Source organism: Streptomyces sp. NPDC028419, from assembly GCF_055565515.1.
Window position 1 is genome coordinate 1 of record NZ_JBVHUE010000028.1, and the last position, 23859, is coordinate 23859.

Genomic DNA, 23859 nt, shown 5'->3' on the forward strand with positions numbered 1-23859 from the left:
CTGCAGGGGGGACCCTGTGGGAGAGTAGGACGCCGCCGAACAATCATTGTGGGAAAGCCCCGCACCTTATGGTGCGGGGCTTTTCTGCGTTCCGGACCAGTTCCACGGTCGTGCGGGCCGGAAATGGGTGGAGCTCCTGCTGGGGTGCCGGTCTAGGATCTGGCGCATGAACCAGAGCACCCCCTACGTGATACGTGAGATCAAGGCCGACGAGTGGGAGAAGGTCAAGGAGCTTCGGCTGGCCGCGCTCGCCGACCCAGTGGCGCCGATCGCCTTCCTGGAGTCCGCGGAGCAGGCCGCGGCGCAGCCGGACGACTTCTGGCAGGGGCGGACCGAGCGGGGCGCCCAGGGGCGCGGTGCCCGGCAGTTCGTGGCCGAGGCGGCCGACGGGCGCTGGGTCGGTTCCGTGACGGTGCTCGTCGAGCAGGCCGGGACGCGGGGGTTCTTCGGTGAGGAGATCCCGGTCGAGCAGGGGCACCTCGTGGGCGTGTTCGTACGGCCCGAGCAGCGGGGGACCGGGCTCACGGAGGAGTTGTTCCGGGCCGCGCTGGACTGGGCCTGGGGGCTGGAGGAGCCCGCGCTGGAGCGCGTACGGCTCTTCGTGCACGAGGACAACGCGCGGGCCGGGGCCTTCTACCGGCGGTTCGGGTTCGTGGCGAGCGGGACCCTGGTGCCGCTGCCCGGCGATTCGGGGTCCATGGAGCTGGAGTACCTGATCTCGCGTCCCTGATCTCGCGTCCCTGATCCCGGTGGACTAGTGGGTGGCGAGGGGGAGGTCGGCTTCGGGCCAGCGGGAGCGGGCCTGTTCGCGGCTGCGGCACAGGGCCAGGACCGGGAGGCCCGTGGCGTCGGCCAGGAGCGCGGGGAGCTGCGGGATCGGGGCGACGGCGGCGATGTCGTCCAGGACCAGCGACAGTGGTGGGTCGAGCCGACCGTGGGATGACCGTGCGGCCATGCGACGGCCGTGCTCGACCACGCTTGCGGTGAGTGCGGTGAGCAGGGGCATCGCACCCGGGTGGGTGCGCGGGTCCTCCAGGGGCTCGCCCACCACGTACAGGCTGCCCCCTTCGGTCAGGAACGATGCCAGCGTGAGCGAATCCGTTCGGTTCGGGTTGCAGGACTCGCGGACGTGGATGGAGGACAGGCAGTTCAGCGCACGGGCCGTCAGGTGCTGGGCCTGTTCGCGGCGTTCGGGATGGGCGGTGAGGGCGCTTTCGAGCTCGCCCGCGGAACCCGGGGCCGCGTGGGGGTGGGTGCGCAGGATGCGGACCGGTTCCTGGGCGCCGGTGCCCTGGGCCCAGCGGTGGACCTGTTTGAAGGGTCTGCTGTCGAGGGCCAGGGCGTGCAGCCAGCTGCGCAGGAGCGTTTCCGCCGTGTCGGCGACGGCCGCGTCGATGCGGGCCTGGGGGCGTACGGGTGCCAGCAGGGCGGCGGCGCGGGCGGCCGCGGTGTCGCGCTCGGCGCAGCCCTCGGCCGGGTTCCAGTGCATGCGGGCCGGGGTGTCGCAGAGGTGGGCGGGGTCGTAGAGGAGGACCGGGCCGAGTTTGGCGCGGGCGTCCTTCGTCTCCGCCCACAGGGCGGGGGACGAGGTCACGATGAGGGCGGCGCCCTCCGCCGCGCGGATGCGTTCGGCCGCGGCCCGGTGGCGCTCGGGCGGGGCGGCGTACCGCAGCGCGGTCGCGGCTGCGGGGGCCGGTACCGGGGCGGCGGCTGCCGCGGGCCGCGGCGGGGCGGCCGCAGGGGGGTAGCCGAAGCCGTAGCGGTAGGCCTCGTCGGTGGGGGCCGGCGCCCGGGCCGGGGCGTGGGCGATGGGCTTGGGGGAAGGTCGGGGGGCGGGGTGCGGGGGCTCGTACGGCGCGGCGGGCTGGAGCGGGACGGCGGTGGGTGCCGACGCTTGTGCCGCCTCGGGGGCCGGCTCGGGTGCCGGGGCGTGGCGGGCCAGGGCGCGGCGGGACTTCGTGCGGGCGATGACGCCGATCACGAAGACGGTGGCGACGAAGAGCACGAGCAGCTGGCTGATGAAGGTGCCCCAGAACAGGCCCCAGCCCGACAGGGCGGCCGGGTCGGTGGCCGGCCAGGCGCCCGCCACGTCGTGGGGTTGCGCTATCAGGGCGCGGATCGCCCCGGGGGTGTTGCCGAAGCTGACCGTGTCGGGCCAGGCGCCGCGGGTGATCCAGGCGGCGAGGCCGGTGGCGGACCACACCAGGACGGCCAGGCCGAGCAGGAAGCCGAGCAGGGCGAGCAGCAGGCCGTCGGGGATGCCGCCGCGCTGTGCTCCGGTGGGTCCGTGTGCGTCCGTACGGCGGGCGTCGGCCATCCTCAGGCCACCGTGGTCGCCGAGCCGGGGCCGTGGCCGCCGTTGCGGTGCCGTTCGATGAGCAGGGCTCGTTCCTCCGCTTCGAGTTCGGCCGCGAGCAGCTCGTCGGGGAGCTGGTGCGCTGCCGAGGATTCCGTCATGGCGCGGTCGGTGTAGACGAGGGGGCGCTCGGACTCGGTGATCAGGTGTTTGACCACCTGGACGTTGCCGTTGACGTCCCAGACCGCGATGCCGGGGGTGAGGGTGGGGATGATCTCGACGGCCCAGCGCGGGAGGCCGAGGACGCGGCCGGTGGCGCGGGCCTCGTCGGCCTTCTGGGCGTAGATGGTGCGGGTGGAGGCCATTTTGAGGATGGCGGCTGCTTCGCGCGCGGCCGCGCCGTCGACGACGTCCGAGAGGTGGTGGACGACGGCGACGAAGGACAGGCCGAGGCGGCGGCCGAACTTCAGGAGGCGCTGGAAGAGCTGGGCGACGAAGGGGGAGTTGATGATGTGCCATGCCTCTTCGACCAGGAAGATGCGTTTCTTCCGGTCTGGGCGGATCCATGTGTGTTCGAGCCAAACGCCCACGATCGCCATGAGGATGGGCATGGCGATGGAGTTGCGGTCGATGTGGGAGAGGTCGAAGACGATCAGGGGCGCGTCGAGGTCGATGCCGACGGAGGTCGGGCCGTCGAACATGCCGCGGAGGTCACCGTCGACGAGGCGGTCCAGGACGAGGGCGACGTCCAGGCCCCAGGCCCGTACGTCGTCTATGCCGACGTTCATGGCCTCGGCGGATTCGGGCTCCGGGTGGCGCAGTTGCTCGACGATGTCCGTCAGTACGGGCTGCCGGTCGTTGATCGTCTCGTTGACGTAGGCGTGGGCGACCTTGAGGGCGAAGCCGGAGCGCTCGTCCAGGCCGTGGCCCATCGCGACCTCGATGATCGTCCGGAGCAGCGCGAGCTGGCCGGTGGTGGTGATCGCGGGGTCGAGCGGGTTGAGCCGGATGCCGCCGTCGAGGGCGGCCACCGGGTCGAGCCGGATGGGCATTATTCCGAGCTGCTGGGCGATCAGGTTCCACTCGCCGACGCCGTCCTCGCCCTGGGCGTCGAGGACGACGACCTGCCGGTCGCGGAAGCGGAGCTGGCGCAGGACGTAGGTCTTCTCCAGGGCGGACTTGCCGTTGCCGGATTCGCCGAGGACCAGCCAGTGGGGGGCCGGGAGCTGTTGGCCGTACAGCTGGAAGGGGTCGTAGATGTAGCCCTTGCCGCTGTAGACCTCGCGGCCGATGATGACGCCGGAGTCGCCGAGGCCGGGGGCCGCGGTGGGCAGGTAGACGGCCTGGGCCTGGCCGGTGGAGGTGCGTACGGGGAGTCGGGTCGTCTCGACCTTTCCGAAGAGGAAGCTGGTGAAGGCGTCCGACATCGCGGACAGCGGATCTCGCATGGCGGCTTCTTCCCTCCGGCTAGCGTCGGATGCCGGTCGCGAACGGCAGTGTGTTCACGAAGGCGCGGTGGTGCTCGCGGTCGCACCATTCCAGCTTGAGGTACGACTTGCCGGCGGAGGCGCGGATCGTGCGCTTGTCGCGGGCGAGGGCCTCGGGGGATCTGGAGGACACGGTGATGTAGCCGACGAGGTTGACTCCGGCGGCGCCGCTGGCGAGGTCTTCGCCGCGCTGGTCGAGGCGGCCGTGGGCGGCGATGTCGCGCGGGTCGACCGTGCGGTTCATCTTGGCGGCGCGGCTGGCGTCGGCCTCGTCGTTGGTCTTCTCCGTCAGCATCCGTTCGATGGCGATCTCGGTGGGTTCGAGGTCCATGGTGACGGCGACGGTGCGGATGACGTCCGGGGTGTGGACGAGCAGGGGGGCGAGGAAGTTGACGCCGACGGGGGTCATCGGCCACTCCTTCACCCACGCGGTGGCGTGGCACCAGGGGGCGCGGGTCGAGGACTCGCGGGTCTTGGCCTGGAGGTAGGTGGGTTCCATCGCGTCGAGTTCGGCGGGCCAGGCGTTGCGCTTGGTCATGGCCTGGATGTGGTCGATGGGGTGGTCCGGGTCGTACATGGAGTGCACGAGGGAGGCGAGGCGGCCCTGGCCCAGCGGCTGGCGCACGCGGATGTCGGCTTCGGCGAGGCGGGCGCAGATGTCGGTGAGCTCGCGGGCCATGACGATGGCGAGGCCCGCGTCGCGGTCGAGCTTGCGGCCCTTGTGGGGGGTGGAGGCGCGGGCGATGGTGACGGCCTCGGCGGCGAGTTCGCGGGTGAAGTGCATGCAGGCGACGAGGTACGCGCGGTGCTGCTCGGAGGAGGTCGACACCATCGACTGGAGCTGGTCGTAGGAGTCGCGGAGCCAGCCGGGGGCGGTGACGTCGCCGCGCTGGGCGACGTCCTTGGCGTGGGCGTCGGGGTCGGCCGGCAGGGTGCGGGCGAGCATCTGGAGGCGGGTGACGAAGCCGTCGCCGTTGGCGACGTGCTTGAGCAGGGTGCCGAAGCGGTCGACGAGGGCTTCCTGGTCCTCGCTGTCGCGCAGGCCGACGCCGGGGCCCTCGATCTCGATGGCGGCGGTGACGGTCCGGCGGTCGGCGTGCAGGAGCACGGCGATCTCGTCGGGGCCGAAGGGGGCGGCGAGCCAGTTGATCCGGCCGATGCCGGGGGGCGGGCCGACCTCGACCTCGCGGCCGTCGGAGCCGCGGACGCCGGCTTCCATGGCGCCCGAGCGGTACGCCGTACCGCGGCGCAGGGTCCGCTTGAAGCTGCGGTTGATCTCGAACCACTTGTAGAAGGTGCGGCCCTTGTACGGGACGTACACGGCGGCGAGGGCGAGCACGGGGAAGCCCGCGAGCATGGCGATGCGCGGGGCGATGCCGGGGACGAGCAGTCCGCTCATCATGCCGAGGAACGCACCGGCGATGATCAGCGCGATCTCGCCGGTCTCGCGGTTCTTGCCGACGATCGCGTTCGGCCGGGCCCGGCCGATGAGATACGTGCGGCGGGGCGCGACCGGGTGGATCTGGTGGGACTGGGTCGTCAACGCCCGTCACCTCCTGTGTTCTTCGTGCTGCTCGTGCCGGTGCTCGTGCGGGGCGGCGGGGTGGCGGATCCGCCGCCGGATCCGCCGGAGGGGCGGCTGCTGTGGGCGGCCACGCCTCCGGAGAGCGGGTTGGCGGGGCGGGGGGCGGATTGTCCGCCCCCGCCGCCGTCGCCCGCGCGGTGGGAGCCGCGGCTGCTGTGGGTCTTGATGCCCTGGGAGACCAAGGAGGCCGGGGAGCTGATGACGGCGGCCGCCTGGGCGCCGTCGGTGGCCTTGCTGCGGTTGGAGCGGGCGGAGGCGATCTCGTCGCCGAAGCCGGGAACGAAACGGTAGATCATCGCGGAGGCGAAGATCGCCAGAATGATGATGGCGAGGCCGGAGACGACGGCGGAGAAGGCATTCGGCCCCTTCTCGCCGGCGAGGGCGCCGGCGAGGCCGAGCACGATGACGATGACCGGCTTCACGAGGATGACGGCGATCATGATGCCCGCCCAGCGGCGGACGTGGCCCCACAGGTTCCGGTCGACGAGCCCGGCGTAGACGACGACGCCGAGGAGGGCGCCGACGTAGAGGAGGGCGGCCCGGATGACGAGTTCGAGCCAGAGGACGCCCGCGGCGAGGACGGTGACGAGGGCGACGACGATCAGCATGATCGGGCCGCCGCCGATGTCGTCGCCCTTCTTGAGGGCCTCGGAGAAGGAGCCGAAGAACACGTCGCTCTGGCCGCCGGTGGCGGTGGCGATGACTTGGGTGACGCCGTCGGTGGCGGACACGACGGTGTAGAGGATCAGGGGGGTGAAGGCGGAGGCGAGGACGGTGAGCCAGAGGAAGCCGATGGCTTCGGACATGGCGGTGGTGAAGGGGACGCCGCGGATGGCTCGCTTGGCGACGGCGAAGAGCCACAGGACGAGGGTGAGGATGGTGGAGGCGGCGAAGACGACGGCGTACTGCTTGAGGAAGGCCGGGTTGGTGAAGTCGACCTTCGCGGTGCCGTTGACCGCTTGGCTGAGCTTGCCGACGATCCAGGCGGCGGCGTCGGCGCAGCCCTTGGAGAGGGATGCGAGGGGGTTCAGGGCGTCCGCGGGGTCGGTGGGGGAGAGGCCGCGGGGGGCTCCGCCGGATGCGCCGTCGCCTCGTTCGCAGAATTCCTTGGCGGGGCCGATGAGGAGGTCGCAGGGGTTGTTGCTGGCGCTGGGGGACGGCGTCGGCGTCGGGGTCGGCATCGGTGTCGGGGCCGCGTAGGCACGCGTGGCCAGAGCGACGGCGGCCAGCTGGACGGAGGCGAGCACGCCGAACCGGAGCCGGAGGCTAGCGGGCATAGGTGAACCCTCCGAACTCCTTGATGGCCTTGCTGATGTCGTCCGAGGGAGCGGCTGCGACGTCGCCGGGGACCGGGGCGGGTCCCTCGCGCTGGCTGTCGGCGGTGACCTTCCAGTCGTCGCCGGACCACGCCAGGTCGAAGGTCCACGTGTACCAGGAGGTCCGTACCGGATTGGTGGACTTTTCGCCGGACATGCCGATCAGGCCCGTGTACCAGACGGAGACCTTGGCGGCGGTGGGGCTGAAGCTGTCCACTTTGGTGCCGACCGGTACGGCACGGGTGACGAAGGTGTTGCCCTGGGGTGGATTGCCGTTGGCGTCGAGGCCGAGCTTGGCGAGGAACGCGGCCGAGTAGGCGGCGTCCTGCGGACCCTTCAGGGCGGCGGACGCGTCCGGCGTGTAGATCGCGTCGACGATGGTGTGGCGGCTGTCTTTTTTGAACATGCCGTCAGAACCCAGTGCCACCGCGAAGTTCGCCGCGGCCGACTGAGCGCCCTGCTCGTCGTGTGCGAAGCCGCGCGGGATCGTCCCGTTCTTGCCGTCCACCGGGGTCGTGCCCGTGGCCGATGTGGAGGTGGAGGTGGGGGACTTGGTGGTGGGGGGGGTGGTGGGGGAGTCCTGGTTCTGGTTCGCGAAGGCGATGGCGGCGATCAGGAGGACGACCACGCCGACGACCGTGACCAAGCCGCGGGAGGGGCGGGGGCCGCGGCGGGGGCTCGGGTAGGGGTCCGAGGGGGAGTCCGGCAGGCGCGTGCGGGTCTGGCCGGTGCCGCCGACCTCGCCGTGGCCTGGGCCGGTGCCGCCGTACTGGTCGTCGTGGCTCATTCCCTGTCCGCCCCCTCGGCGTCGTACGACGGTAGCGCTGGTGGCCGCGTGGACGCGGTGTGCTGAGTCCTCATCGGGTCGGGAGCCGGCGGCGTGGCTAGACGGCCATTCCGTAGACGATGGTGAACAGGGTGCCGAGGGAGCCGATGATGAACACCCCCGTCAGACCGGCCACGATCAGACCCTTGCCCTGTTCGGCGCTGAAGGTGTCGCGCAGGGCGGTCGCGCCGATGCGCTGCTTGGCCGCTCCCCAGATCGCGATGCCCAGGCAGAGCAGGATCGCCACGGCCATGACCACCTCGATCATGACCTTCGCTTCATTGCCGAGACTTCCGAACGGGCCCCAGTTCGGGGCGATTCCGCCGATGATGGTGGTGATGTCGCCCTTTTCGGCTGCCAGGATCATGTAACTCACCGCCCCTGTATGGGTAGTTCCGGATGCCCTTGCCCGATGGCAGGGGTCACGTCCTATCTTCGCTGATGAAATCGCCGTCGTATGTCGACTTGACGGCTCTCTTTGCCTGATCTCCCGGTCCGGGCCCCGCCCACGTCCGCTGACCTGGTCACTCTGTGTATCACGGGGTGTGACCCCGGGCAATGATTGTCGTCTCGGCGTACGCGAGGCGGGGTGCGGGTCTGCCCGGGTGGCCGCCGTTCGGCGGATCGGGGCCGCGTGTCGTTGACCCAACCCGCGTACATATCGACCGACTGACGGAATGTCGGACCGTCCCTCTGTCGGCCCGTGGGTCATGCTCCACCTGCTTCCGGCCGGAGCGCGAAACGTTCCACGATGAGAGACGACCCAAGGAGTGAACGGATGGGTTCTGCAACAGGGGCTGGCCGGCGGGTGTCGTTGGCCGGTGGGCTGGTCATGTCGCTGGCGCTCGCGTTCGCCGGGATCTCGGGTCCCGCGTCGGCCGCCCCCGCGTCGTCCGGTGCCACGTGCCAGGGCAAGGTCCGGATGGGCGAGGACCTGAAGAAGGCGAAGGGTGCGAAGGCCGCGCCCGGGGCGAAGCAGGGGTCCGGCTGTCCGGGGCCGCGCGGGCCCAAGGGCCCCAAGGGGGACCGGGGTCCGAAGGGCGACCGGGGTCCGGCCGGTCCGCCCGGGCACTGCACCGACGTGGCCACGACGCGGGGCAACGGCAACCTGGAGCTCAGTGCGGCGCTGGTGAACGGGAAGACGTCCATCGGGGTGCGCAGGATGACGCCGCCGCCGGTGGGCGCCTACTACTGGCGCGACCTGACGGGGCCGCAGAACCCGGGGCACCCGCGGAACGCGTGCAGCGTGTCCATCGCGGCCGAGGGCGCGAACAGCGTGTACGTGAAGGTGCTGACGACCGTGGGCACCGTGTACGAGAACTCCTGCACGTACACGCCTACGGGGATGCTCAACTGCCCGTCCGGCTGGACGGCGCTGGTCAAGCCCTGACCCGTGGGGCCCGTACGCCCGTCGCTGGCGCCACGGCCGGAAGAGCGAGCCGGTGCGCGGGGCCAGCGGGGTGCGGGGGGATCGGGTGCGGGGGCGGGGTCAGACGAGGATGCTGGACGACGGCGGGACGAGGGCGTAGTGGCCCGGGGGGATGACGCCGACCGGGTGGCCGAAGTGGCAGAGCGGGCCGCGGGTGATCACGATCGGGTTGTCGGAGTGGTTCTCGACCCGCGCGATGCCGCCGTGGCGCAGGCAGCCGTGGTAGCCGAAGACGGCCTGGCCGTTGATGACCACGGGGCCCTCGCCGTGGTGCGCCTGTGCCTGGACCTGGGCGTGGGCCGAGCCGCCGAGGGAGAGGACGAGGGTGGCGGCGGCCGCGAGGGTGCCGAGGTTGGTGGACAGGCGTCGCATGATCGGGGACCTCCGTTGGGCGGGTAGCTGACGATCAGCTTCCGGTTGCGTGGCTCAACGTAGGGGTGTGGATAGCCGACAGTCACGGCCGTGAGGGGGCGCCTGGTTGCGCGAAAGGCGCACGTGTGTGCGGTGTGCGCCGGTCGGGTGCGGACGAGGGGTGCGGAAGCCTTGCGGGGGCGGTGCGGGCGGGCGCGGGAGCCGGTACGAAGAAAACCGTCGGGGGGCCGGGCGGGCGCCGTCGGGTGTGGCGAACGGGTGAGGCCGCCCTCGGTTCCGGCCGCGGATCCGGTGGCCAACGCCCCCGTGCACCCCGGCCGTTGTCAGTGGGGTGCGGCAGCCTGGGGCCATGACGACGACACCCTGGACCCTCGCGGACCTCGAGGCGGCCCTGCGGGCCGGCTGGTCGGCCGACCTGGCCTGCCCCTCGGACATCACGCGCATCCCCTGGAGCGCCGACAATCCGGCCTGGGGGCACTGTGACATCACGGCGCTGGTGGTCCAGGACCTCGTCGGCGGCGACCTGATGGTGGGCGAGGTCTTCCTCGACGGCCGCCAGGAGGGCTACCACTGCTGGAACCGACTGGCCGGGGGCCTACGCGTCGACCTGACCCGGGAGCAGTTCCGGCGCGGCGAGACGGTGACGCCGGGGCGGGTCGTGCGGCGGCCGGCGGACCGGCGGCCGCGCCGCTGGGAGCAGTACCAGCTGCTGCGCGAGCGCGTCGGGGACGTGCTCGGTCCGCTGCCGGGAGTGGTGGAGGTGGCCGGGCGCGCGCTGCGGTACACGGACTTCGGCGGTCCGGGGGAGCCGCTGCTCGCGCTGCACGCGCACTTCATGGAGGGGCGGACCTTCGCGCCCCTGGCCCGGGAGCTGGCGCCGCGGTGGCGCCTCATCGCGCTGGACCAGCGCGGGCACGGGGATTCGGACCGGGCGCCGGAGTACTCGCGGGAGGGGTACGTCGCGGACGCGGCGGCCGTGCTGGAGCACCTGATGCTGGGCGCGGCGGTGGTCCTGGGGCATTCGCTGGGCGGGGTCAACGCCTACCAGCTGGCCGCGCGGCGGCCCGAGCTGGTGCGGGCGGTGGTGGTCGAGGACGTCGGGGCGGTCGTGGACGACGACCTGTCCTTCGTGCGCGAGTGGCCGCGCCGGGCGGACGGCCGGGAGGAGCTGCTGGCGGGGCTGGGGAGCGCGGTGGGCTTCCTGGAGGACTCGGTGCGGGAGTACGAGGACGGCTGGGGCCTGGCCTTCGAGGCGCAGGACATCCTGGCGTCCGCCGAGGCGATACGGGGTGACCACTGGGCGGACTGGTCGGCCGTGCGGCAGCCGACCCTGCTCGTCCGGGGGGACCGCAGCACGGTGCTGTCGGCGGGGCACGCGCGGGAGATGGCCGTCCGGCGGCCGGGGGTGCGGCTGGTGGAGCTGCCCGCCGGGCACGGGGTGCACACCGATGACCCGAAGGGGTTCACCGCGGCGGTGGCGGAGTTCCTCGCCCGGCTCTGAGGCGCGCGCGGTACGCGGCTCCCGGTCCCGTTGCCCGGGGTCCGGCCCGGCACGGGGGTGCGGGCCGGGCCGCGGGGAGCGGGACCGGGGGCCTGCGGGCCGGGGGTCGTCAGGACCAGTGGGAGGGGCGGGTCAGGGTGGGCGGGATGCGGGTGGCGGCGTCGCCGCGGGCCGCGTTCAGCTGGGCCTGGGTGAGGAAGATGCTGCCGGTGAGGTCGGCCCCCCTCAGGTCGGCGTCCCGCAGGTCCGCGCCGATCAGGTCGGCGGTGCGCAGGTCGGCCCGGCTGAGGTCGGCGGCGATCAGGTAGGCGCCGCGCAGGGTGGCGCCCCGCAGGTTCGCGCCGGACAGGCGGGCGCCCATCAGGTCCGCGCCGCGGTGGTTCTTCTTGCGGCCGGGCACGGTGGCCCGTACCAGGTCGCTGGTCTTGAGCAGCAGGGTGTTGACGGCGGCGCGGCGGGCGCCGACGTCGACGGCGGCCAGGGTCTCGGCGTCGGCGCGGGTCAGCTCCTCGGTCTCGGCGAGGGCGCGCCGCAGCGCGGCGTGGATCGGGCGGGCGGCCGGGAGGGTGAGGGCTTCGGCGAGGTAGAAGAGCAGCTCGTGGAGCTGGCGCATCACCGGGAACACCTCGAACATCCGGCGGGAGGTGCCGGGGTGGGCGCGCCAGTCGCGGCCCTCGAAGGTGACCTGGGAGACCTGCTGGCCCGCGCCGAAGCAGTCGAAGACGGTGCAGCCCTGGAAGCCCTTGTCGCGCAGCCGGGTGTGGATGCCGCAGCGGAAGTCCTGCTGGAGGTTGCCGCAGGGCGTGCCGGCGGGCTTGTCCACGGCGAAGTCGGTGGACCGGGCGAAGGGCAGGGCCACGCAGCACAGGGCGAAGCAGTTCGCGCAGTCGGCCTGGAGCACGGGCAGGGCCGGGACCCGGGCGGGGCCGGGCACGGGGCCGGGGACGGGGGCGGGGCGGGAGCTGGACACGGCTCCATTGTCCCCCGTCGGCGCCCCCGGCCCGGCCGGGGGCGGCCCGCGACGCGGGCTGGTGCCCCCGATTACCTCTCGGTAGCGTGCGCGCCATGGACGACGCTGACGACGTGACGGTCGAGGGGTTCTACGAGCGGGTCGACACCGGGCGGTTCCTCGCCTCCGCGTACACGCGCGGGCCGTGGGACCGGGGCTCGCAGCACGCCGGTCCGCCCGCCGCGCTGCTGGGGCGGGCCGTCGAGGAGCGCCCGGACGCCCGGGACGACATGCGGATCGCGCGCATCACCTACGAGATCCTGCGACCGGTGCCGATCGGGCCGCTGGAGGTCACCACCTCGGTCCTGCGGGCCGGGCGCGGTACCGAGGTGATCGAGGCGGCGCTCGCGCCCGTCGGGGCGGCGCCGGTGATGTTCGCCCGGGCGCTGCGCATCCGTACGGCCGAGGACTCGGTGCCGGCCGTGCTGGCGGGTCCCGCCGTGCCGCCGCCCGACACGGTGGGGCGCACGCCGTTCTTCCCGGTGCCGTGGTCGACCGGCTACCACACGGCGATGGAGACCCGGTTCACCGAGGGCGCGTTCGTCGAGCCCGGCCCGGCCACGTGCTGGATGCGGATGCGGGTCCCGCTGATCGCGGCGGAGGCGGTCCGTCCGCTGGACCGGGTGCTGATCGCGGCCGATTCCGGCAACGGCATCAGCGCGGTGCTGGACTTCGCCAAGTACGTCTTCATCAACGGTGACCTGACGGTCCATCTGCACCGCCATCCGGTGGGCGAGTGGGCGTGCGTGGAGGCCCGAACCAGCGTGGATCCGGCCGGGATCGGTCTCGCCGACGCCCGCCTGCACGACGAGGACGGTCCCATCGGCCGCAGTGCGCAGAGCCTGTACGTCGCTCCGCGCTGAGCCTGTGACAGGCTCTCGCGCATGGACGCGCTGAGGGAGACCGATCCGACGCGGATCGGGGTGCACGTGCTGGTGGCCCGACTGGGGGCCGGGGGGATGGGGCAGGTGTACCTCGGGCGGTCGCCCGGGGGGCGCCTGGTCGCCGTCAAGGTGGTCCGGGAGGAGATACTCGGGCACCCGCAGGCCTTGGCGCGCTTCCGGCGCGAGGCGAGCACCGTGCGGGAGGTGCGCTCCGCCTACACCGCGCGGCTGATCGACGCCTCGCTGGACCGGGCACCGTACTGGCTGGCCACCGAGTACGTCGCCGGGCCCACGCTCGCGCGCGCGGTGGCGGGCCGGGGCGCCCTGCCCGCGGACACCTGCCGGGCGCTGGGGGCGGCGCTGGCGGAGGGGCTGGCGGGCGTGCACGAGCAGGGGGTGACGCACCGGGACGTGAAGCCGCAGAACGTGATCCTGGGGGCGCAGGGGCCGCAGTTGATCGACTTCGGCATCGCGCGCGGGGTCGGGGTGACCGCGCTGACGCAGGAGGGCCAGGCGCCGGGGACGCCGGGGTTCACGGCGCCCGAGGTGTTGCTGGGTGCGGCGGGGGACGCCGCGGCGGACGTGTTCGCGCTGGGGGCGACGCTGGCGTACGCGGCGACCGGGCGGCCGCCGTTCGGCTCCGGGGAGGCGGCGAGCGTCTGGTACCGGACGGTGCACGAGCCGGTGGACGCGGCCGGCGTGGAGCCGGGGCTCGCGGCCCTGATCGAGGCGTGCGTCGCGAAGGACCCGGCGGCGCGGCCGTCACCGGCGGAGGTGATCCGGCGGTGCGCGGTGGCGCGGGCGGTGGTGGACGACCCGGTGTACGCGGAGCTGGCGGCCCTGCGCGAGGCGTTCCCCGCGGCCCCGACCGGGGCGGCGGCCGCCGCCACCCGGGTGCTCCCGGACCAGGAACGGGACCACGAGCGGGACCACGAGCGGGACCACGTACGGGACCAGGAACGGGACCACGAGCGGGACCACGAGCGGGACCACATACGGGACCGTGGGCCGGACCACGAACCGGACCGGCCGGCCCGGGACACCACGGAGCACGTCGACCCCGCGTCCGGGAGGCGGGGGCGGCGGGCCGGGGTCTGGGTGGGGGTCGTGCTCGCGCTGGCCGCGGCGGGGTCGGTGGCCTACTGGCAACTCCCGCCGGACGCGGGCGCCGCGTCCGGCGGGTCGGCCTCCGCGGGTCCGAGCAGCGGTGCGCGGCCCTCCGGCGGCGGCAAGGACGCGAAGGACACGAAGGACGCGAAGGACACGAAGGACACGAAGAAGAAGGGCGCCGGGCCGCCCGCCGACCACATCGAGCAGAGCCGGCCCTCGCGGGAGCGCTGGGCGGTGGACCCGGATCCGGCGATGGCGAAGTACAACAGCGGGCTGTGCAACGAGCTGGTGGGCGAGGAGGACGCGCCCGGTACCGGAATGGAGACTTCCACCGTCTCCTCGTCGACCAACGGCGTGCCGGGCAGGACGATGACGGTGAAGATGCGTCCCAAGGGCGCGGGAGATCCGGACCGGGGGCCGCGCCCGGCCCCCTACTACGTCTCGGTGGCCGTCAAACCGCCGTCGTCGCTGGCGTCCGGGAGCCTCGGCTACACGAGCGTGCCCGTCGACATCTACGCGAACTGGGACTCCGGCGAGTACCTCAGCCTGGGCTATCCGGCCCAGTTCCGCGGCTACGCGAACGGCAAGGGAACCGGTGCGCCGGAGCTGGCGTCCGACCGGGGGGACTGGACGGTGGTCTTCTACCACGTCGAGGATGACCCCAAGACGTACGCGCGTATCGCCTGTTCGGGGTTCCGGGTGGGGTAACGGCCCGCGACACGGGGGAAACAGAGGGAAATCCCCCCTTGAGGGGACGGGCATGGGGGAGGGTTGACGGGTGCGCAGATTCTGGATGGTGGGCGGGGTCGGGGTCGGGGTGTGCCTGACCTTCGTCATGCTGCTCGTCGTGGGGACGTACTCCGCGGCCGCAGGGCTCGGCGGTCTCGGCGGTGGCGGGCGCGCGGTCGGCCTCGCGCAGGGGGCCGTGCCGGCGAAGTACCAGGCGCTGGTGCAGAAGTGGGGCAACCTGTGCCCGTCGATCAGTCCGCCACTGCTGGCGGCCCAGCTGTACTCGGAGAGCGGTTGGAACCCGCGGGCGGTGAGCCCGGCGGACGCGCGGGGCATCGCGCAGTTCATCCCGGGGACCTGGGAGGGGCACGGGGTCGACGGGGACGGTGACGGGGACCGGGACATCTGGGACCCCAATGACGCGATCCCGTCCGCCGCTTCCTACGACTGCGAGCTGGCCAAGGACGTCGCGGGGGTGCCGGGCGACGCGGCGTCGAACATGCTCGCCGCCTACAACGCGGGCGCGTACGCGGTCATCAAGTACCAGGGCGTGCCGCCGTACAAGGAGACGCAGGGGTACGTGAAGACGATCACGACCCTGGCGCTGAGCTTCGCGAAGCCCGTCGGGCGGGTGGCGCCCTCGCAACAGGCCGCCGGGGCGATCTACTTCGCGCAGAAGCAGCTGGGGACGCCGTACCTGTGGGGCGGCAACGGCACGCCCGACCAGGACGGGCGGTTCGACTGCTCGGGGCTGACGGTGGCGTCGTACAAGACGGTGGGGATCGACCTGCCGCGCGTGGCGAACGACCAGTACAACGCGGGTCCGCACCCCTCGCGCGACGAACTGCTCCCCGGCGACCTGGTCTTCTTCTCCAACGATCTGACGAACTCGCGGGAGATCCACCACGTCGGGCTGTACGTGGGCGGCGGGTACATGATCAACGCTCCCTACACCGGCGCCGTGATCCGCTTCGACAAGATCGACAGTCCGGACTACTTCGGGGCCACCCGGGTCACCAAGGACGGCGCGGCGGCCTCGCCCGTGTCGGGTACGGGCGCGGGCGCGAAGAGCTCGTAAGCGGGGGCGGCGGCGCCGGTCCGCCGCGCCGCTGACTCTCCGTTAAGTCCAGGCCCTGAGCTGCGACGATGAGTCACTCTTGGATAACGTTGGAGTGATCATTCGGTGGAGAGTGGAACGTAGCTGCCAGAACGGGCGTTCCATGGACACGGTGGTCGATCACCGGGGTCGAAGGGGCGCACGCAGGGGTGCGTTCTCAGGGGAACCAAGGCAAGGGGCCGCATCGCCATGGCTGGACTCACGACCGGTGGGCCGAACGTGGACGTCAGCCTGCTGTACGACATCAACGGCCTGGCCCGGCATGCCCCGGCGGCCGTGGACCGGACCATCGCGCTCGTCGGCGAGTACGGGCTCCCGCTCGCCATGGTGCTGCTCGTGCTCTGGTGCTGGCGCGGGGCCCGCAAGCAGGACGGGCCGGCCGCGATCGAGGCGTTCACCGCGCTGGTGTGGGCACCGCTCGCCGCCGGGATCGCGCTGCTGGTGAACGTGCCGCTGCGTGAATTCGTCGCCCGGCCACGGCCGTTCCACCAGCACGAGGGGCTGGAGGTGCTGGTGTCCGGCAAGGGGGGCGACTTCTCCTTCGTCAGCGACCACGCCACCCTCACGATGGCGCTCGCCGTCGGCATCTTCATCGCCAACCGCAGGCTCGGGCTGATCGGCATCGGGCTCGCCCTGGTCCAGGGCTTCTGCCGCGTGTACATGGGCGTCCACTACCCCACCGACGTCATCGGGGGCCTCGCGCTCGGCACGGCGGTGGTCCTGCTGCTCGCACCCCTCGCGATGGCGCTGCTCGCCCCGGTGGTGCGCGCGGTGGCCGGGTCGGCGCGCGTCGGGTGGATCGTCCGGGCCAAGGGGCACGGCGTGCCCCGGCCGCTGGACCTCCCGCACGCCCAGACGCCGCCGGGCGGCCACCCCCGCGAGAACGACCTGGCCGCCTGAGCCGTACGCGGTCGGCGCGCGCCCGGGCGGTCAGCCCGTGGCGTACGCGTTCCAGAGCGCGAGCAGGAGTGCCGAGAGCAGGCACAGCGCCGCCCCGGCGAAGCAGAGGCGGACCGCGGCGGGTCGGGCGCGCGGGCGGGAGCGGGTCACGGGCCGCCGCCCTCGCGGCCCCGGTGGCCCTGGTGCCCCTCGGCTTCGGTGTCCCCGCGGCGGTGGCGCGCGCGCAGCCAGAGGCCCGTCGCCGCGGCCGCCGCGGAGGTGACCCCGATGGCCACGGCCACGTCGCCCGGCCCGTCGGCCGTGCCGACGGGCTTCGCCCCGGCCGGAGCGGCGGGCTTCGCCCAGGCCGGAGCCGGGGCCAGCGCGAGCAGCAGGGCCCCCGCGAGGGCCGCGGCGCGGGCGGTCGTACGGCCGCGTGGTCGTCGTACCGGTCGTCTTCCGCGCACGGGTGCTCCGCTCTGGAGAGGGGGGTTCCCCTCCAGGGCATCCGGTCGCGGGCGGATCGGCCAGCGGGGCCGTCCGAACGGGCGACGTGCCGGCGGCGGCCGGGCCGGGCGGTCTACCCCGCCAGGTGGCCGCTCGCGTCCTTGCGGGCCAGGTCCCGGGAACGGCGGGCCGGACCGCGCCAGCCGCAGCTGCAGACGGCCAGGCAGAACGAGCCGCGTTCCGAGGTGGTGATGGTGTGCGCGCCCGGCGACGTCGGCCCCGCGCAGCTGCGCGTGCGGGGTACGGCCGGAAGCGGAGGGGCGGAGGGCGCGAAGGGGTGCGGGTCCACGCCACCACGGTACCCGGGTCGGGTACGGGGGCGGGAGTGCCCCGGGCCGTGACGGCGAACCCCGGGCCTCGTTAACCGGAGCGGGTGGGGGCCTCGGGCAAGCAGCTTTCATGCGTTGGGGGTTGGCAGGCGATGGTGGTGCACCAGCACAGGCGGCGGGGGGCGGTGGCCGTGGCCGTCGTGGCCATGGTGACGGTCGGCGGGTGCGGCGGTCCGGACGGGGCCCCCGCGGGCGCCGACGCGCGACCACCCGGCGATCCGACGGCCGCCGTGCGCGGCGCCGCCGACGGGCTGACCCGCAGCGGCAGTGCCCAGGCCCGTACGGCGATGGAGATGGCCACCGGCGGCACCCGGGTCACCATCCGGGGCGAGGGCGGGGTCGACTTCAAGAAGCGCATGGGCCAGCTCCTGGTGATGCTCCCGGCCGACGTCACCGGCAAGCCGGGCCACCGCCCGATCACCGAGCTGCTCACCCCCGGCGCCCTGTTCATGAAGAACCGGGGCGCGGGCGTGCCCGCCGACAAGTGGGTCCGCGTGGACACGACGACCCTCGCGGACGGGAACCTCGTCACCGGCGGGGCCACCGATCCGATCACCGCCGCCGAGCTGCTGCGCGGGGCCCAGGGGGTGACGTACGTCGGCGAGGTCGACCTGTCGGGGACGAAGGTCCGGCACTACACGGGCACCACCGACATCGGGCGGGCCGCGAAGAGCGCGTCGCCGGACGTGCGGGCGGCGCTGGAGGCCGCGGCGAAAGGGTTCAGCAATGACACCGTTCCCTTCGACGCGTACCTGGACCACGAGGGGCGGCTGCGGAAGGTCCGGCACCGCTTCAGCTACGTCAACAATGGCGTGATCGATGTCTCCTCGACCACGCTGCTCTACGGCTTCGGCACGCCGGTGACGGTCGTTCTCCCCGCAAGCGGGGACATTTTCGCGGGGAAGATCGCCGACTAGGCGGTGCGGTGGCGCGGGACGGTGCGATCGGGCCATGACCCGGTATCCGGAAATGGTCCATCCGTGTCATGCGCGCAGCGAGTCGTGCTCCCTAGGCTGGGAGCGCAGCGATCCGATGCCCGATGGCGGCAGGAAGAGGTGACACGCGTGACTCCCGCAGGCGGTATGACGGTGCAGGACCACGTGGCTCTCGCCGAGATCGAGCTGTGCGGCGAGCTGATCATCGCGGCCTCGGCCGCCGCCGAGGAGCGGCTCAGCCAGGACCGGATCGACGAGGTGCTCGGCGCGATCTGCTGCCCTTAGGCCCGCTGACCCAGGACTCAGGACTCAGGGCTCAGGTCCGCAGCAGACGGGCGATCGCCTTCGTCGCTTCCTCGACCTTCGCGTCGATCTCGGTGCCGCCCTTGACCGCCGCGTCCGCGACGCAGTGGCGCAGGTGCTCTTCGAGCAGTTGCAGCGCGAAGGACTGGAGCGCCTTCGTGCTGGCCGAGACCTGGGTGAGTATGTCGATGCAGTAGACGTCCTCGTCGACGAGCCGTTGCAGGCCGCGGATCTGGCCCTCGATCCGGCGCAGGCGCTTGAGGTGCTCGTCCTTCTGGTGGTGGTAGCCGTGCACGGCGGGGGCGCCGGGGCCGTCGCCCTGCGCGGGGCCGGCCGCCGCTGCTTCGGTGGTCGTCATGCGTCCTCCCGTGGTGCGTCCCGTGGGCATGGCTGGCGCATACCCCTCATGGGTATAGGGTACCGGCCGCCGCGCGCGGCGGCAGGGGTCCGTACCCGCTCACTCTGCCTGATGGAGGACACTGGGGAACTGCCGGTTAGCCGTGGCTGGAGGATGCGCCTAGCATCAGCCTGACCGAATCCAATGCACCCCGAGGACCTCACGTGCGATTTCGTCTGACCCCCAGGGAGACGAGCTTCTACGACATGTTCGCCGCTTCCGCGGACAACATCGTCACGGGCTCGAAGCTCCTGATGGAACTGCTCGGAGCGGACTCTTCCGCCCGGGCCGAGATCGCGGAACGGATGCGGGCGGCGGAACACGCGGGGGACGACGCGACGCACGCGATCTTCCACCAGCTGAACTCCTCCTTCATCACGCCCTTCGACCGCGAGGACATCTACAACCTGGCGTCCTGCCTCGACGACATCATGGACTTCATGGAAGAGGCGGTCGACCTGGTCGTCCTCTACCAGGTGGAGGAGCTCCCCAAGGGCGTCGAGCAGCAGATCGAGGTCCTGGCGCGGGCGGCCGAGCTGACCGCCGAGGCCATGCCCCACCTGCGGACGATGGAGAACCTCACCGAGTACTGGATCGAGGTCAACCGGCTGGAGAACCAGGCCGACCAGATCCACCGCAAGCTGCTCGCCCACCTCTTCAACGGCAAGTACGACGCCATGGAGGTGCTCAAGCTCAAGCAGATCGTCGACGTGCTTGAAGAGGCCGCCGACGCGTTCGAGCACGTCGCGAACACGGTGGAGACCATCGCGGTCAAGGAGTCCTGAACCTCGTGGACACCTTTGCGCTGATCGTGACCATCGGTGTCGCGCTCGGCTTCACCTACACCAACGGCTTCCACGACTCGGCGAACGCGATCGCGACCTCGGTCTCGACGCGGGCGCTGACGCCGCGCGCCGCCCTGGCGATGGCCGCTGTGATGAACCTCGCCGGTGCCTTCCTGGGCAGCGGAGTGGCCAAGACGGTCAGCAAGGGGCTCATCGAGACGCCCCACGGGACCCGGGGGATGTGGATCCTCTTCTCGGCGCTGGTCGGCGCGATCGTCTGGAACCTGGTCACCTGGTACTTCGGCCTGCCGTCGTCCTCCTCGCACGCGCTCTTCGGCGGCATGGTGGGCGCGGCGCTGGCGGGCGGGATCGGCGTCATCTGGCACGGGGTGCTGGAGAAGGTCGTCATCCCGATGTTCCTCTCGCCCGTCGTCGGCCTGATCGTGGGCTATCTGGTGATGGTCGCGATCATGTGGATGTTCCGCAGGTCCAACCCGCACAAGGCCAAGCGCGGCTTCCGGATCGCCCAGACCGTCTCGGCGGCCGCCATGGCCCTCGGCCACGGCCTCCAGGACGCGCAGAAGACGATGGGCATCGTGGTGATGGCCCTGGTCATCGCCGATGTCGAGAAGGCCGGCGACCCCATCCCCGTGTGGGTCAAGATCGCGTGTGCGGTCATGCTCTCGCTCGGTACGTACGCGGGTGGCTGGCGGATCATGCGCACCCTCGGCCGCAAGATCATCGAGCTGGACCCGCCGCAGGGCTTCGCCGCCGAGACCACGGGCGCCTCGATCATGTACACCGCGTCCTACCTGTACCAGGCGCCGATCTCCACCACCCACGTGATCACCTCGGCGATCATGGGTGTGGGGGCGACCAAGCGGGTCAACGCGGTCCGCTGGGGCGTCGCCAAGAACATCATCCTGGGCTGGTTCATCACCATGCCGGCCGCGGCGCTGGTCGCGGCGCTGAGCTTCTGGGTCGTGGACCTCGCCCTCGGGTGAACGAAGCGGTGAACGAAAGCGGGCCGGCTCCCCCCACCCAGGGGGAGCCGGCCCTTTTTCTTTCTTTCGCCGTGCGGTGGCACCGCCATGCAGCACCGCAGGACGTGTGGGGGGTCTATCCGAAGCGGCCCGAGATGTAGTCCTCGGTGGCCTGGACGGACGGGTTGGAGAAGATCCGGTCCGTGTCGTCGATCTCGACGAGCTTGCCGGGCTGGCCGACCGCCGCGAGGTTGAAGAACGCGGTGCGGTCCGAGACGCGGGCCGCCTGCTGCATGTTGTGCGTCACGATGACGATCGTGAAGCGCTCCTTCAGCTCGCCGACCAGGTCCTCGATGGCGAGGGTGGAGATCGGGTCGAGGGCCGAGCAGGGCTCGTCCATCAGCAGGACCTGGGGCTCGACCGCGATGGCGCGGGCGATGCACAGACGCTGCTGCTGGCCGCCGGAGAGGCCGGAGCCGGGCTTGTTCAGGCGGTCCTTGACCTCGTTCCAGAGGTTGGCGCCCTGGAGGGACTTCTCGACGATGTCGGCCAGCTCGGACTTCTTGAAGCTGCCGTTCAGCCGCAGGCCCGCCGCCACGTTGTCGAAGATCGACATGGTGGGGAAGGGGTTCGGCCGCTGGAAGACCATGCCGACCGTGCGGCGGACCGCGACCGGGTCGACGCCGGGGCCGTACAGGTTCTCGTCGTCCAGCAGCACCTTGCCCTCGACGCGGCCACCGGGGGTGACCTCGTGCATGCGGTTCAGGGTGCGCAGGAAGGTGGACTTGCCGCAGCCGGAGGGGCCGATGAAGGCGGTCACGGAGCGGGGCTCCACGGTCATCGAGATGTCGTCGATGGCCTTGTGGGTGCCGTAGAAGGCGGACAGTCCGCTGACGTCGATTCGCTTCGCCATGAGGGGGTCACTTCGCTTTCAGGGGGTCGCGTCAGCGACCGGTCTTCGGGGCCTTCCAGCGGGCGATGCCGCGGGCCACCAGATTGAGGATCATGACGAAGGCGATCAGGACGAGGGCAGCGGCCCAGGCCCGGTCGTAGGAGGCGTCACTGCCGACCCGGTACTGCTCCCAGATGTACAGCGGGAGCGAGGACTGCGCACCTTCGAAGGGGTTGCCGTTGATCAGCTGCGAACCGAAGACCAGCAGCATGATCGGGGCCGTCTCACCGGCGATGCGGGCGATGGCCAGCATGACACCCGTGGAGATGCCGCCGATGGCGGTCGGGAGGACCACCTTGAGGATCATGCGCCACTTCGGCACGCCGAGGGCCAGGGCGGCCTCGCGCAGCTCGTTCGGGACGAGCTTGAGCATCTCTTCGGTGGAGCGGACCACGACCGGCATCATCAGGATCGACAGGGCCAGCGAACCGGCGAAGCCGGAGGGGCCGAAGCCGAGGATCAGGATCCAGGTCGTCAGGATGAACAGGCCCGCGACGATGGACGGGATGCCCGTCATGACGTCGACGAAGAAGGTCACGACCTTGGCGAGCTTGCCCCGGCCGTACTCGACCAGGTAGACCGCGGTCAGCAGGCCGATGGGGGCCGAGATCGCGGTGGCCAGGCCGACCTGCTCGATGGTGCCGAGCAGCGCGTGGTAGACGCCGCCGCCCTGCTCGAAGCTGGTCACGCCCTTCATCGAGTGGTTCAGGAAGTACATGTCGAGGGTCTTCATGCCGCGGGCGATCGTGGTCCACAGGAGCGAGACCAGCGGGACGACCGCGAGCAGGAAGCAGACCCAGACGACCGAGGTCGCGACCCGGTCCTTGGCCTGGCGGCGGTTCTCGATGATCGCGCTGGCCGTGTACGTGATGACGACGAACAGCATGGCGGCGATCAGACCCCACTGGGTCTTGCTGCTCAGGCTGAAGACGGCGCCGATGCCGCAGCCGAGGGCGACCGACAGGACCGCGATGGCGGCCGGGGCCCAGCGGGGGAGACCACCGCGGGTGAGGCTGGTCGGGGCGACGGACTTGCGGGCCCGTGCGGGCCGCTGGTCCTGGAGTACGTGGCTCATCAGGCGTTCGCCCCCGAGAAGTCCTTGCGGCGGGCGATGATCAGCCGCGCCGTACCGTTGACCAGCAGAGTCAGGACGAAGAGCACCAGACCGGAGGCGATCAGCGCGTCCCGGCCGAATTCGCTGGCCTCGCCGAACTTCGCGGCGATGTTCTGCGCGAAGGTTCCGCCGCCCGGGTCCAGCAGGTGGCCGGAGATCAGGAAGCTCGGGGAGAGCACGGTCGCGACGGCCATCGTCTCGCCGAGCGCGCGGCCGAGGCCCAGCATCGAGGCGGAGATGACGCCGGAGCGGCCGAAGGGCAGGACCGAGAGCCGGATGACTTCCCAGCGCGTCGCGCCGAGGGCCAGGGCGGCCTCCTCGTTCATGCGCGGGACCTGGAGGAAGACCTCGCGGCTGACGCTGGTCACGATCGGCAGGATCATGATCGCGAGCAGGATGCCGACGGTGAAGATCGAGCGGGCGACACCGACCTGGGTCTTGTCGAAGAGGTAGGTCCAGCCGAAGTACTCGTCGAGCCAGAGGTTCAGCCCGCCGAGGTAGGGGACCAGCACGAGCGCGCCCCAGACGCCGTAGATGATCGACGGCACGGCGGCCAGCAGGTCGACCACGTAGGCGAGCGGACCGGCCAGCTTGCGCGGCGCGTAGTGCGAGATGAAGAGGGCGATGCCGACGGCGATCGGAACCGCGATGGCCATCGCGATGATCGAGCTGACGACGGTGCCGAAGAGCAGGACGGCTATGCCGAAGACGGGAGGCGTGGCCGACGGGTCCCAGTCGAACGTGGTGAGGAAGTTCCCCTTGTTGTCCGAGAGGGCGATCGACGCGCGGTAGCTGAGGAAGACGGCGATCGACGCCATGATCACCAGGAGCAGGATGCCGGAGCCCTGGGAGAGCCCCGAGAAGATCTTGTCACCGGCGCGGCCGGTGGACCTTCCGCTCTGGGAGACCGGCGGAGCCGTGTCTATCTGGGTGGGTGTGGTGGAAGCCATGGTCTTTCCGGTCTCTGTGGGGGGCGGGCCCCCTGGCGGCGGTGCACCGGATTCCCCTGGGTGG

At 71.9% G+C, this 23859-nt stretch carries 25 protein-coding genes; 11 read left to right on the forward strand and 14 right to left on the reverse strand.

Annotated elements, in window-relative coordinates; genetic code table 11:
* Positions 1 to 166: 166 nt before the first annotated feature.
* Positions 167 to 730: a GNAT family N-acetyltransferase gene (locus ACZ4UB_RS28110; protein WP_468074335.1), complete on the forward strand. Its 564-nt coding sequence runs from the start codon at positions 167 to 169 to the stop codon at positions 728 to 730.
* Positions 731 to 754: 24 nt separating this feature from the next.
* On the opposite strand, the gene ACZ4UB_RS28115 is transcribed toward ACZ4UB_RS28110, so the two are convergent.
* The 6 genes from ACZ4UB_RS28115 to ACZ4UB_RS28140 form a co-directional block, all read right to left on the reverse strand.
* Complete coding sequence (locus ACZ4UB_RS28115) at positions 755 to 2317, reverse strand: P-loop NTPase family protein (protein WP_468074337.1); 1563 nt, start codon at positions 2315 to 2317, stop codon at positions 755 to 757.
* Positions 2318 to 2319: 2 nt separating this feature from the next.
* A complete protein-coding gene (locus ACZ4UB_RS28120) occupies positions 2320 to 3744 on the reverse strand; it encodes an ATP-binding protein (protein WP_354384534.1) in 1425 nt (474 codons plus the stop codon).
* A gap of 19 nt (positions 3745 to 3763) precedes the next feature.
* The gene (locus ACZ4UB_RS28125; RefSeq protein WP_354384535.1) at positions 3764 to 5326 is read right to left on the reverse strand and encodes an SCO6880 family protein; all 1563 of its coding nucleotides are present in this window, start codon (positions 5324 to 5326) and stop codon (positions 3764 to 3766) included.
* Positions 5323 to 6645: a hypothetical protein gene (locus tag ACZ4UB_RS28130; protein WP_468074340.1), complete on the reverse strand. Its 1323-nt coding sequence runs from the start codon at positions 6643 to 6645 to the stop codon at positions 5323 to 5325. Before ACZ4UB_RS28130 ends, ACZ4UB_RS28125 begins: the two co-directional genes overlap by 4 nt.
* Positions 6635 to 7471: a DUF8175 domain-containg protein gene (locus ACZ4UB_RS28135; protein ID WP_468074342.1), complete on the reverse strand. Its 837-nt coding sequence runs from the start codon at positions 7469 to 7471 to the stop codon at positions 6635 to 6637. Before ACZ4UB_RS28135 ends, ACZ4UB_RS28130 begins: the two co-directional genes overlap by 11 nt.
* A 97-nt stretch (positions 7472 to 7568) precedes the next feature.
* Complete coding sequence (locus ACZ4UB_RS28140; protein ID WP_008742356.1) at positions 7569 to 7877, reverse strand: hypothetical protein; 309 nt, start codon at positions 7875 to 7877, stop codon at positions 7569 to 7571.
* 411 nt (positions 7878 to 8288) lie between these two features.
* On the opposite strand from ACZ4UB_RS28140, the gene ACZ4UB_RS28145 reads away from it, so the two are divergent.
* Positions 8289 to 8900, forward strand: a complete 612-nt coding sequence (locus tag ACZ4UB_RS28145) for a hypothetical protein (RefSeq protein ID WP_468074344.1) — start codon at positions 8289 to 8291, stop codon at positions 8898 to 8900.
* A 99-nt stretch (positions 8901 to 8999) separates the two neighbouring features.
* On the opposite strand, the gene ACZ4UB_RS28150 is transcribed toward ACZ4UB_RS28145, so the two are convergent.
* Positions 9000 to 9311 carry a hypothetical protein gene (locus tag ACZ4UB_RS28150; RefSeq protein ID WP_468074346.1) on the reverse strand — a complete coding sequence of 104 codons (312 nt, stop codon included), beginning with the start codon at positions 9309 to 9311 and terminating at the stop codon, positions 9000 to 9002.
* A 349-nt stretch (positions 9312 to 9660) separates the two neighbouring features.
* Between ACZ4UB_RS28150 and ACZ4UB_RS28155 the strand changes: the two genes are divergently transcribed.
* Positions 9661 to 10812 carry an alpha/beta fold hydrolase gene (locus ACZ4UB_RS28155; protein ID WP_468074348.1) on the forward strand — a complete coding sequence of 384 codons (1152 nt, stop codon included), beginning with the start codon at positions 9661 to 9663 and terminating at the stop codon, positions 10810 to 10812.
* Between the two features lie 109 nt (positions 10813 to 10921).
* Here ACZ4UB_RS28155 and ACZ4UB_RS28160 read toward each other — a convergent pair whose 3' ends face one another.
* Positions 10922 to 11782: a pentapeptide repeat-containing protein gene (locus ACZ4UB_RS28160; RefSeq protein WP_468074350.1), complete on the reverse strand. Its 861-nt coding sequence runs from the start codon at positions 11780 to 11782 to the stop codon at positions 10922 to 10924.
* A 95-nt stretch (positions 11783 to 11877) separates the two neighbouring features.
* Between ACZ4UB_RS28160 and ACZ4UB_RS28165 the strand changes: the two genes are divergently transcribed.
* The 4 genes from ACZ4UB_RS28165 (at position 11878) to ACZ4UB_RS28180 (ending at position 16561) form a co-directional block, all read left to right on the forward strand.
* A complete protein-coding gene (locus tag ACZ4UB_RS28165) occupies positions 11878 to 12684 on the forward strand; it encodes a thioesterase family protein (protein WP_468074352.1) in 807 nt (268 codons plus the stop codon).
* A 21-nt stretch (positions 12685 to 12705) separates the two neighbouring features.
* A complete protein-coding gene (locus ACZ4UB_RS28170; RefSeq protein WP_468074354.1) occupies positions 12706 to 14523 on the forward strand; it encodes a serine/threonine-protein kinase in 1818 nt (605 codons plus the stop codon).
* 85 nt (positions 14524 to 14608) lie between these two features.
* Positions 14609 to 15622 carry a C40 family peptidase gene (locus tag ACZ4UB_RS28175; protein WP_468074509.1) on the forward strand — a complete coding sequence of 338 codons (1014 nt, stop codon included), beginning with the start codon at positions 14609 to 14611 and terminating at the stop codon, positions 15620 to 15622.
* A gap of 228 nt (positions 15623 to 15850) precedes the next feature.
* Complete coding sequence (locus tag ACZ4UB_RS28180; protein ID WP_468074356.1) at positions 15851 to 16561, forward strand: phosphatase PAP2 family protein; 711 nt, start codon at positions 15851 to 15853, stop codon at positions 16559 to 16561.
* Between the two features lie 146 nt (positions 16562 to 16707).
* Here ACZ4UB_RS28180 and ACZ4UB_RS28185 read toward each other — a convergent pair whose 3' ends face one another.
* Together ACZ4UB_RS28185 and ACZ4UB_RS28190 are read right to left on the reverse strand one after the other, a co-directional pair.
* Positions 16708 to 17007: a hypothetical protein gene (locus ACZ4UB_RS28185; protein WP_468074358.1), complete on the reverse strand. Its 300-nt coding sequence runs from the start codon at positions 17005 to 17007 to the stop codon at positions 16708 to 16710.
* A gap of 113 nt (positions 17008 to 17120) precedes the next feature.
* Entirely contained in the window at positions 17121 to 17336 is a 216-nt protein-coding gene (locus ACZ4UB_RS28190) for a hypothetical protein (RefSeq protein WP_467962068.1), read from the reverse strand.
* 132 nt (positions 17337 to 17468) lie between these two features.
* On the opposite strand from ACZ4UB_RS28190, the gene ACZ4UB_RS28195 reads away from it, so the two are divergent.
* Both ACZ4UB_RS28195 and ACZ4UB_RS28200 read left to right on the forward strand, forming a co-directional pair.
* Positions 17469 to 18293: an SCO4651 family lipoprotein gene (locus tag ACZ4UB_RS28195; RefSeq protein ID WP_468074360.1), complete on the forward strand. Its 825-nt coding sequence runs from the start codon at positions 17469 to 17471 to the stop codon at positions 18291 to 18293.
* Positions 18294 to 18440: 147 nt separating this feature from the next.
* Complete coding sequence (locus tag ACZ4UB_RS28200) at positions 18441 to 18596, forward strand: hypothetical protein (protein WP_354384555.1); 156 nt, start codon at positions 18441 to 18443, stop codon at positions 18594 to 18596.
* Between the two features lie 31 nt (positions 18597 to 18627).
* Here the strand turns inward: ACZ4UB_RS28200 and ACZ4UB_RS28205 are convergent, their stop codons facing one another.
* The gene (locus ACZ4UB_RS28205) at positions 18628 to 18972 is read right to left on the reverse strand and encodes a metal-sensitive transcriptional regulator (protein WP_354384547.1); all 345 of its coding nucleotides are present in this window, start codon (positions 18970 to 18972) and stop codon (positions 18628 to 18630) included.
* 203 nt (positions 18973 to 19175) lie between these two features.
* On the opposite strand from ACZ4UB_RS28205, the gene ACZ4UB_RS28210 reads away from it, so the two are divergent.
* Positions 19176 to 19796 carry a DUF47 domain-containing protein gene (locus ACZ4UB_RS28210; RefSeq protein ID WP_330331691.1) on the forward strand — a complete coding sequence of 207 codons (621 nt, stop codon included), beginning with the start codon at positions 19176 to 19178 and terminating at the stop codon, positions 19794 to 19796.
* Between the two features lie 5 nt (positions 19797 to 19801).
* Positions 19802 to 20800 (forward strand): inorganic phosphate transporter, encoded by a 999-nt coding sequence (locus ACZ4UB_RS28215; RefSeq protein ID WP_354384548.1) that lies wholly within the window; start codon positions 19802 to 19804, stop codon positions 20798 to 20800.
* Positions 20801 to 20915: 115 nt separating this feature from the next.
* Here the strand turns inward: ACZ4UB_RS28215 and pstB are convergent, their stop codons facing one another.
* Genes pstB through pstC form a run of 3 tightly spaced genes read right to left on the reverse strand, consistent with a single transcriptional unit; the run spans position 20916 to position 23795 of the window.
* On the reverse strand, positions 20916 to 21692 hold the full coding sequence (gene pstB / locus ACZ4UB_RS28220; protein ID WP_354384549.1) for a phosphate ABC transporter ATP-binding protein PstB: 777 nt from the start codon (positions 21690 to 21692) through the stop codon (positions 20916 to 20918).
* Between the two features lie 31 nt (positions 21693 to 21723).
* Positions 21724 to 22806: a phosphate ABC transporter permease PstA gene (pstA, locus tag ACZ4UB_RS28225; protein WP_468074363.1), complete on the reverse strand. Its 1083-nt coding sequence runs from the start codon at positions 22804 to 22806 to the stop codon at positions 21724 to 21726.
* The gene (gene pstC, locus ACZ4UB_RS28230; RefSeq protein WP_354384551.1) at positions 22806 to 23795 is read right to left on the reverse strand and encodes a phosphate ABC transporter permease subunit PstC; all 990 of its coding nucleotides are present in this window, start codon (positions 23793 to 23795) and stop codon (positions 22806 to 22808) included. The genes pstA and pstC overlap by 1 nt, the downstream gene beginning before the upstream one ends.
* Positions 23796 to 23859 lie beyond the last annotated feature (64 nt).

Coding starts and splice junctions, on each gene's coding strand:
- ACZ4UB_RS28195 (WP_468074360.1), top strand. CDS start 17,469: ATGGTGGTGCACCAGCACAGGCGGCGGGGGGCGGTGGCCGTGGCCGTC.
- ACZ4UB_RS28170 (WP_468074354.1), top strand. CDS start 12,706: ATGGACGCGCTGAGGGAGACCGATCCGACGCGGATCGGGGTGCACGTG.
- ACZ4UB_RS28175 (WP_468074509.1), top strand. CDS start 14,609: ATGGTGGGCGGGGTCGGGGTCGGGGTGTGCCTGACCTTCGTCATGCTG.
- ACZ4UB_RS28150 (WP_468074346.1), bottom strand. CDS start 9,311: ATGCGACGCCTGTCCACCAACCTCGGCACCCTCGCGGCCGCCGCCACC.
- pstB (WP_354384549.1), bottom strand. CDS start 21,692: ATGGCGAAGCGAATCGACGTCAGCGGACTGTCCGCCTTCTACGGCACC.
- ACZ4UB_RS28205 (WP_354384547.1), bottom strand. CDS start 18,972: ATGACGACCACCGAAGCAGCGGCGGCCGGCCCCGCGCAGGGCGACGGC.
- ACZ4UB_RS28130 (WP_468074340.1), bottom strand. CDS start 6,645: ATGCCCGCTAGCCTCCGGCTCCGGTTCGGCGTGCTCGCCTCCGTCCAG.
- ACZ4UB_RS28115 (WP_468074337.1), bottom strand. CDS start 2,317: ATGGCCGACGCCCGCCGTACGGACGCACACGGACCCACCGGAGCACAG.
- ACZ4UB_RS28145 (WP_468074344.1), top strand. CDS start 8,289: ATGGGTTCTGCAACAGGGGCTGGCCGGCGGGTGTCGTTGGCCGGTGGG.
- ACZ4UB_RS28180 (WP_468074356.1), top strand. CDS start 15,851: ATGGCTGGACTCACGACCGGTGGGCCGAACGTGGACGTCAGCCTGCTG.
- pstA (WP_468074363.1), bottom strand. CDS start 22,806: ATGAGCCACGTACTCCAGGACCAGCGGCCCGCACGGGCCCGCAAGTCC.
- pstC (WP_354384551.1), bottom strand. CDS start 23,795: ATGGCTTCCACCACACCCACCCAGATAGACACGGCTCCGCCGGTCTCC.
- ACZ4UB_RS28135 (WP_468074342.1), bottom strand. CDS start 7,471: ATGAGCCACGACGACCAGTACGGCGGCACCGGCCCAGGCCACGGCGAG.
- ACZ4UB_RS28110 (WP_468074335.1), top strand. CDS start 167: ATGAACCAGAGCACCCCCTACGTGATACGTGAGATCAAGGCCGACGAG.
- ACZ4UB_RS28155 (WP_468074348.1), top strand. CDS start 9,661: ATGACGACGACACCCTGGACCCTCGCGGACCTCGAGGCGGCCCTGCGG.
- ACZ4UB_RS28120 (WP_354384534.1), bottom strand. CDS start 3,744: ATGCGAGATCCGCTGTCCGCGATGTCGGACGCCTTCACCAGCTTCCTC.
- ACZ4UB_RS28140 (WP_008742356.1), bottom strand. CDS start 7,877: ATGATCCTGGCAGCCGAAAAGGGCGACATCACCACCATCATCGGCGGA.
- ACZ4UB_RS28165 (WP_468074352.1), top strand. CDS start 11,878: ATGGACGACGCTGACGACGTGACGGTCGAGGGGTTCTACGAGCGGGTC.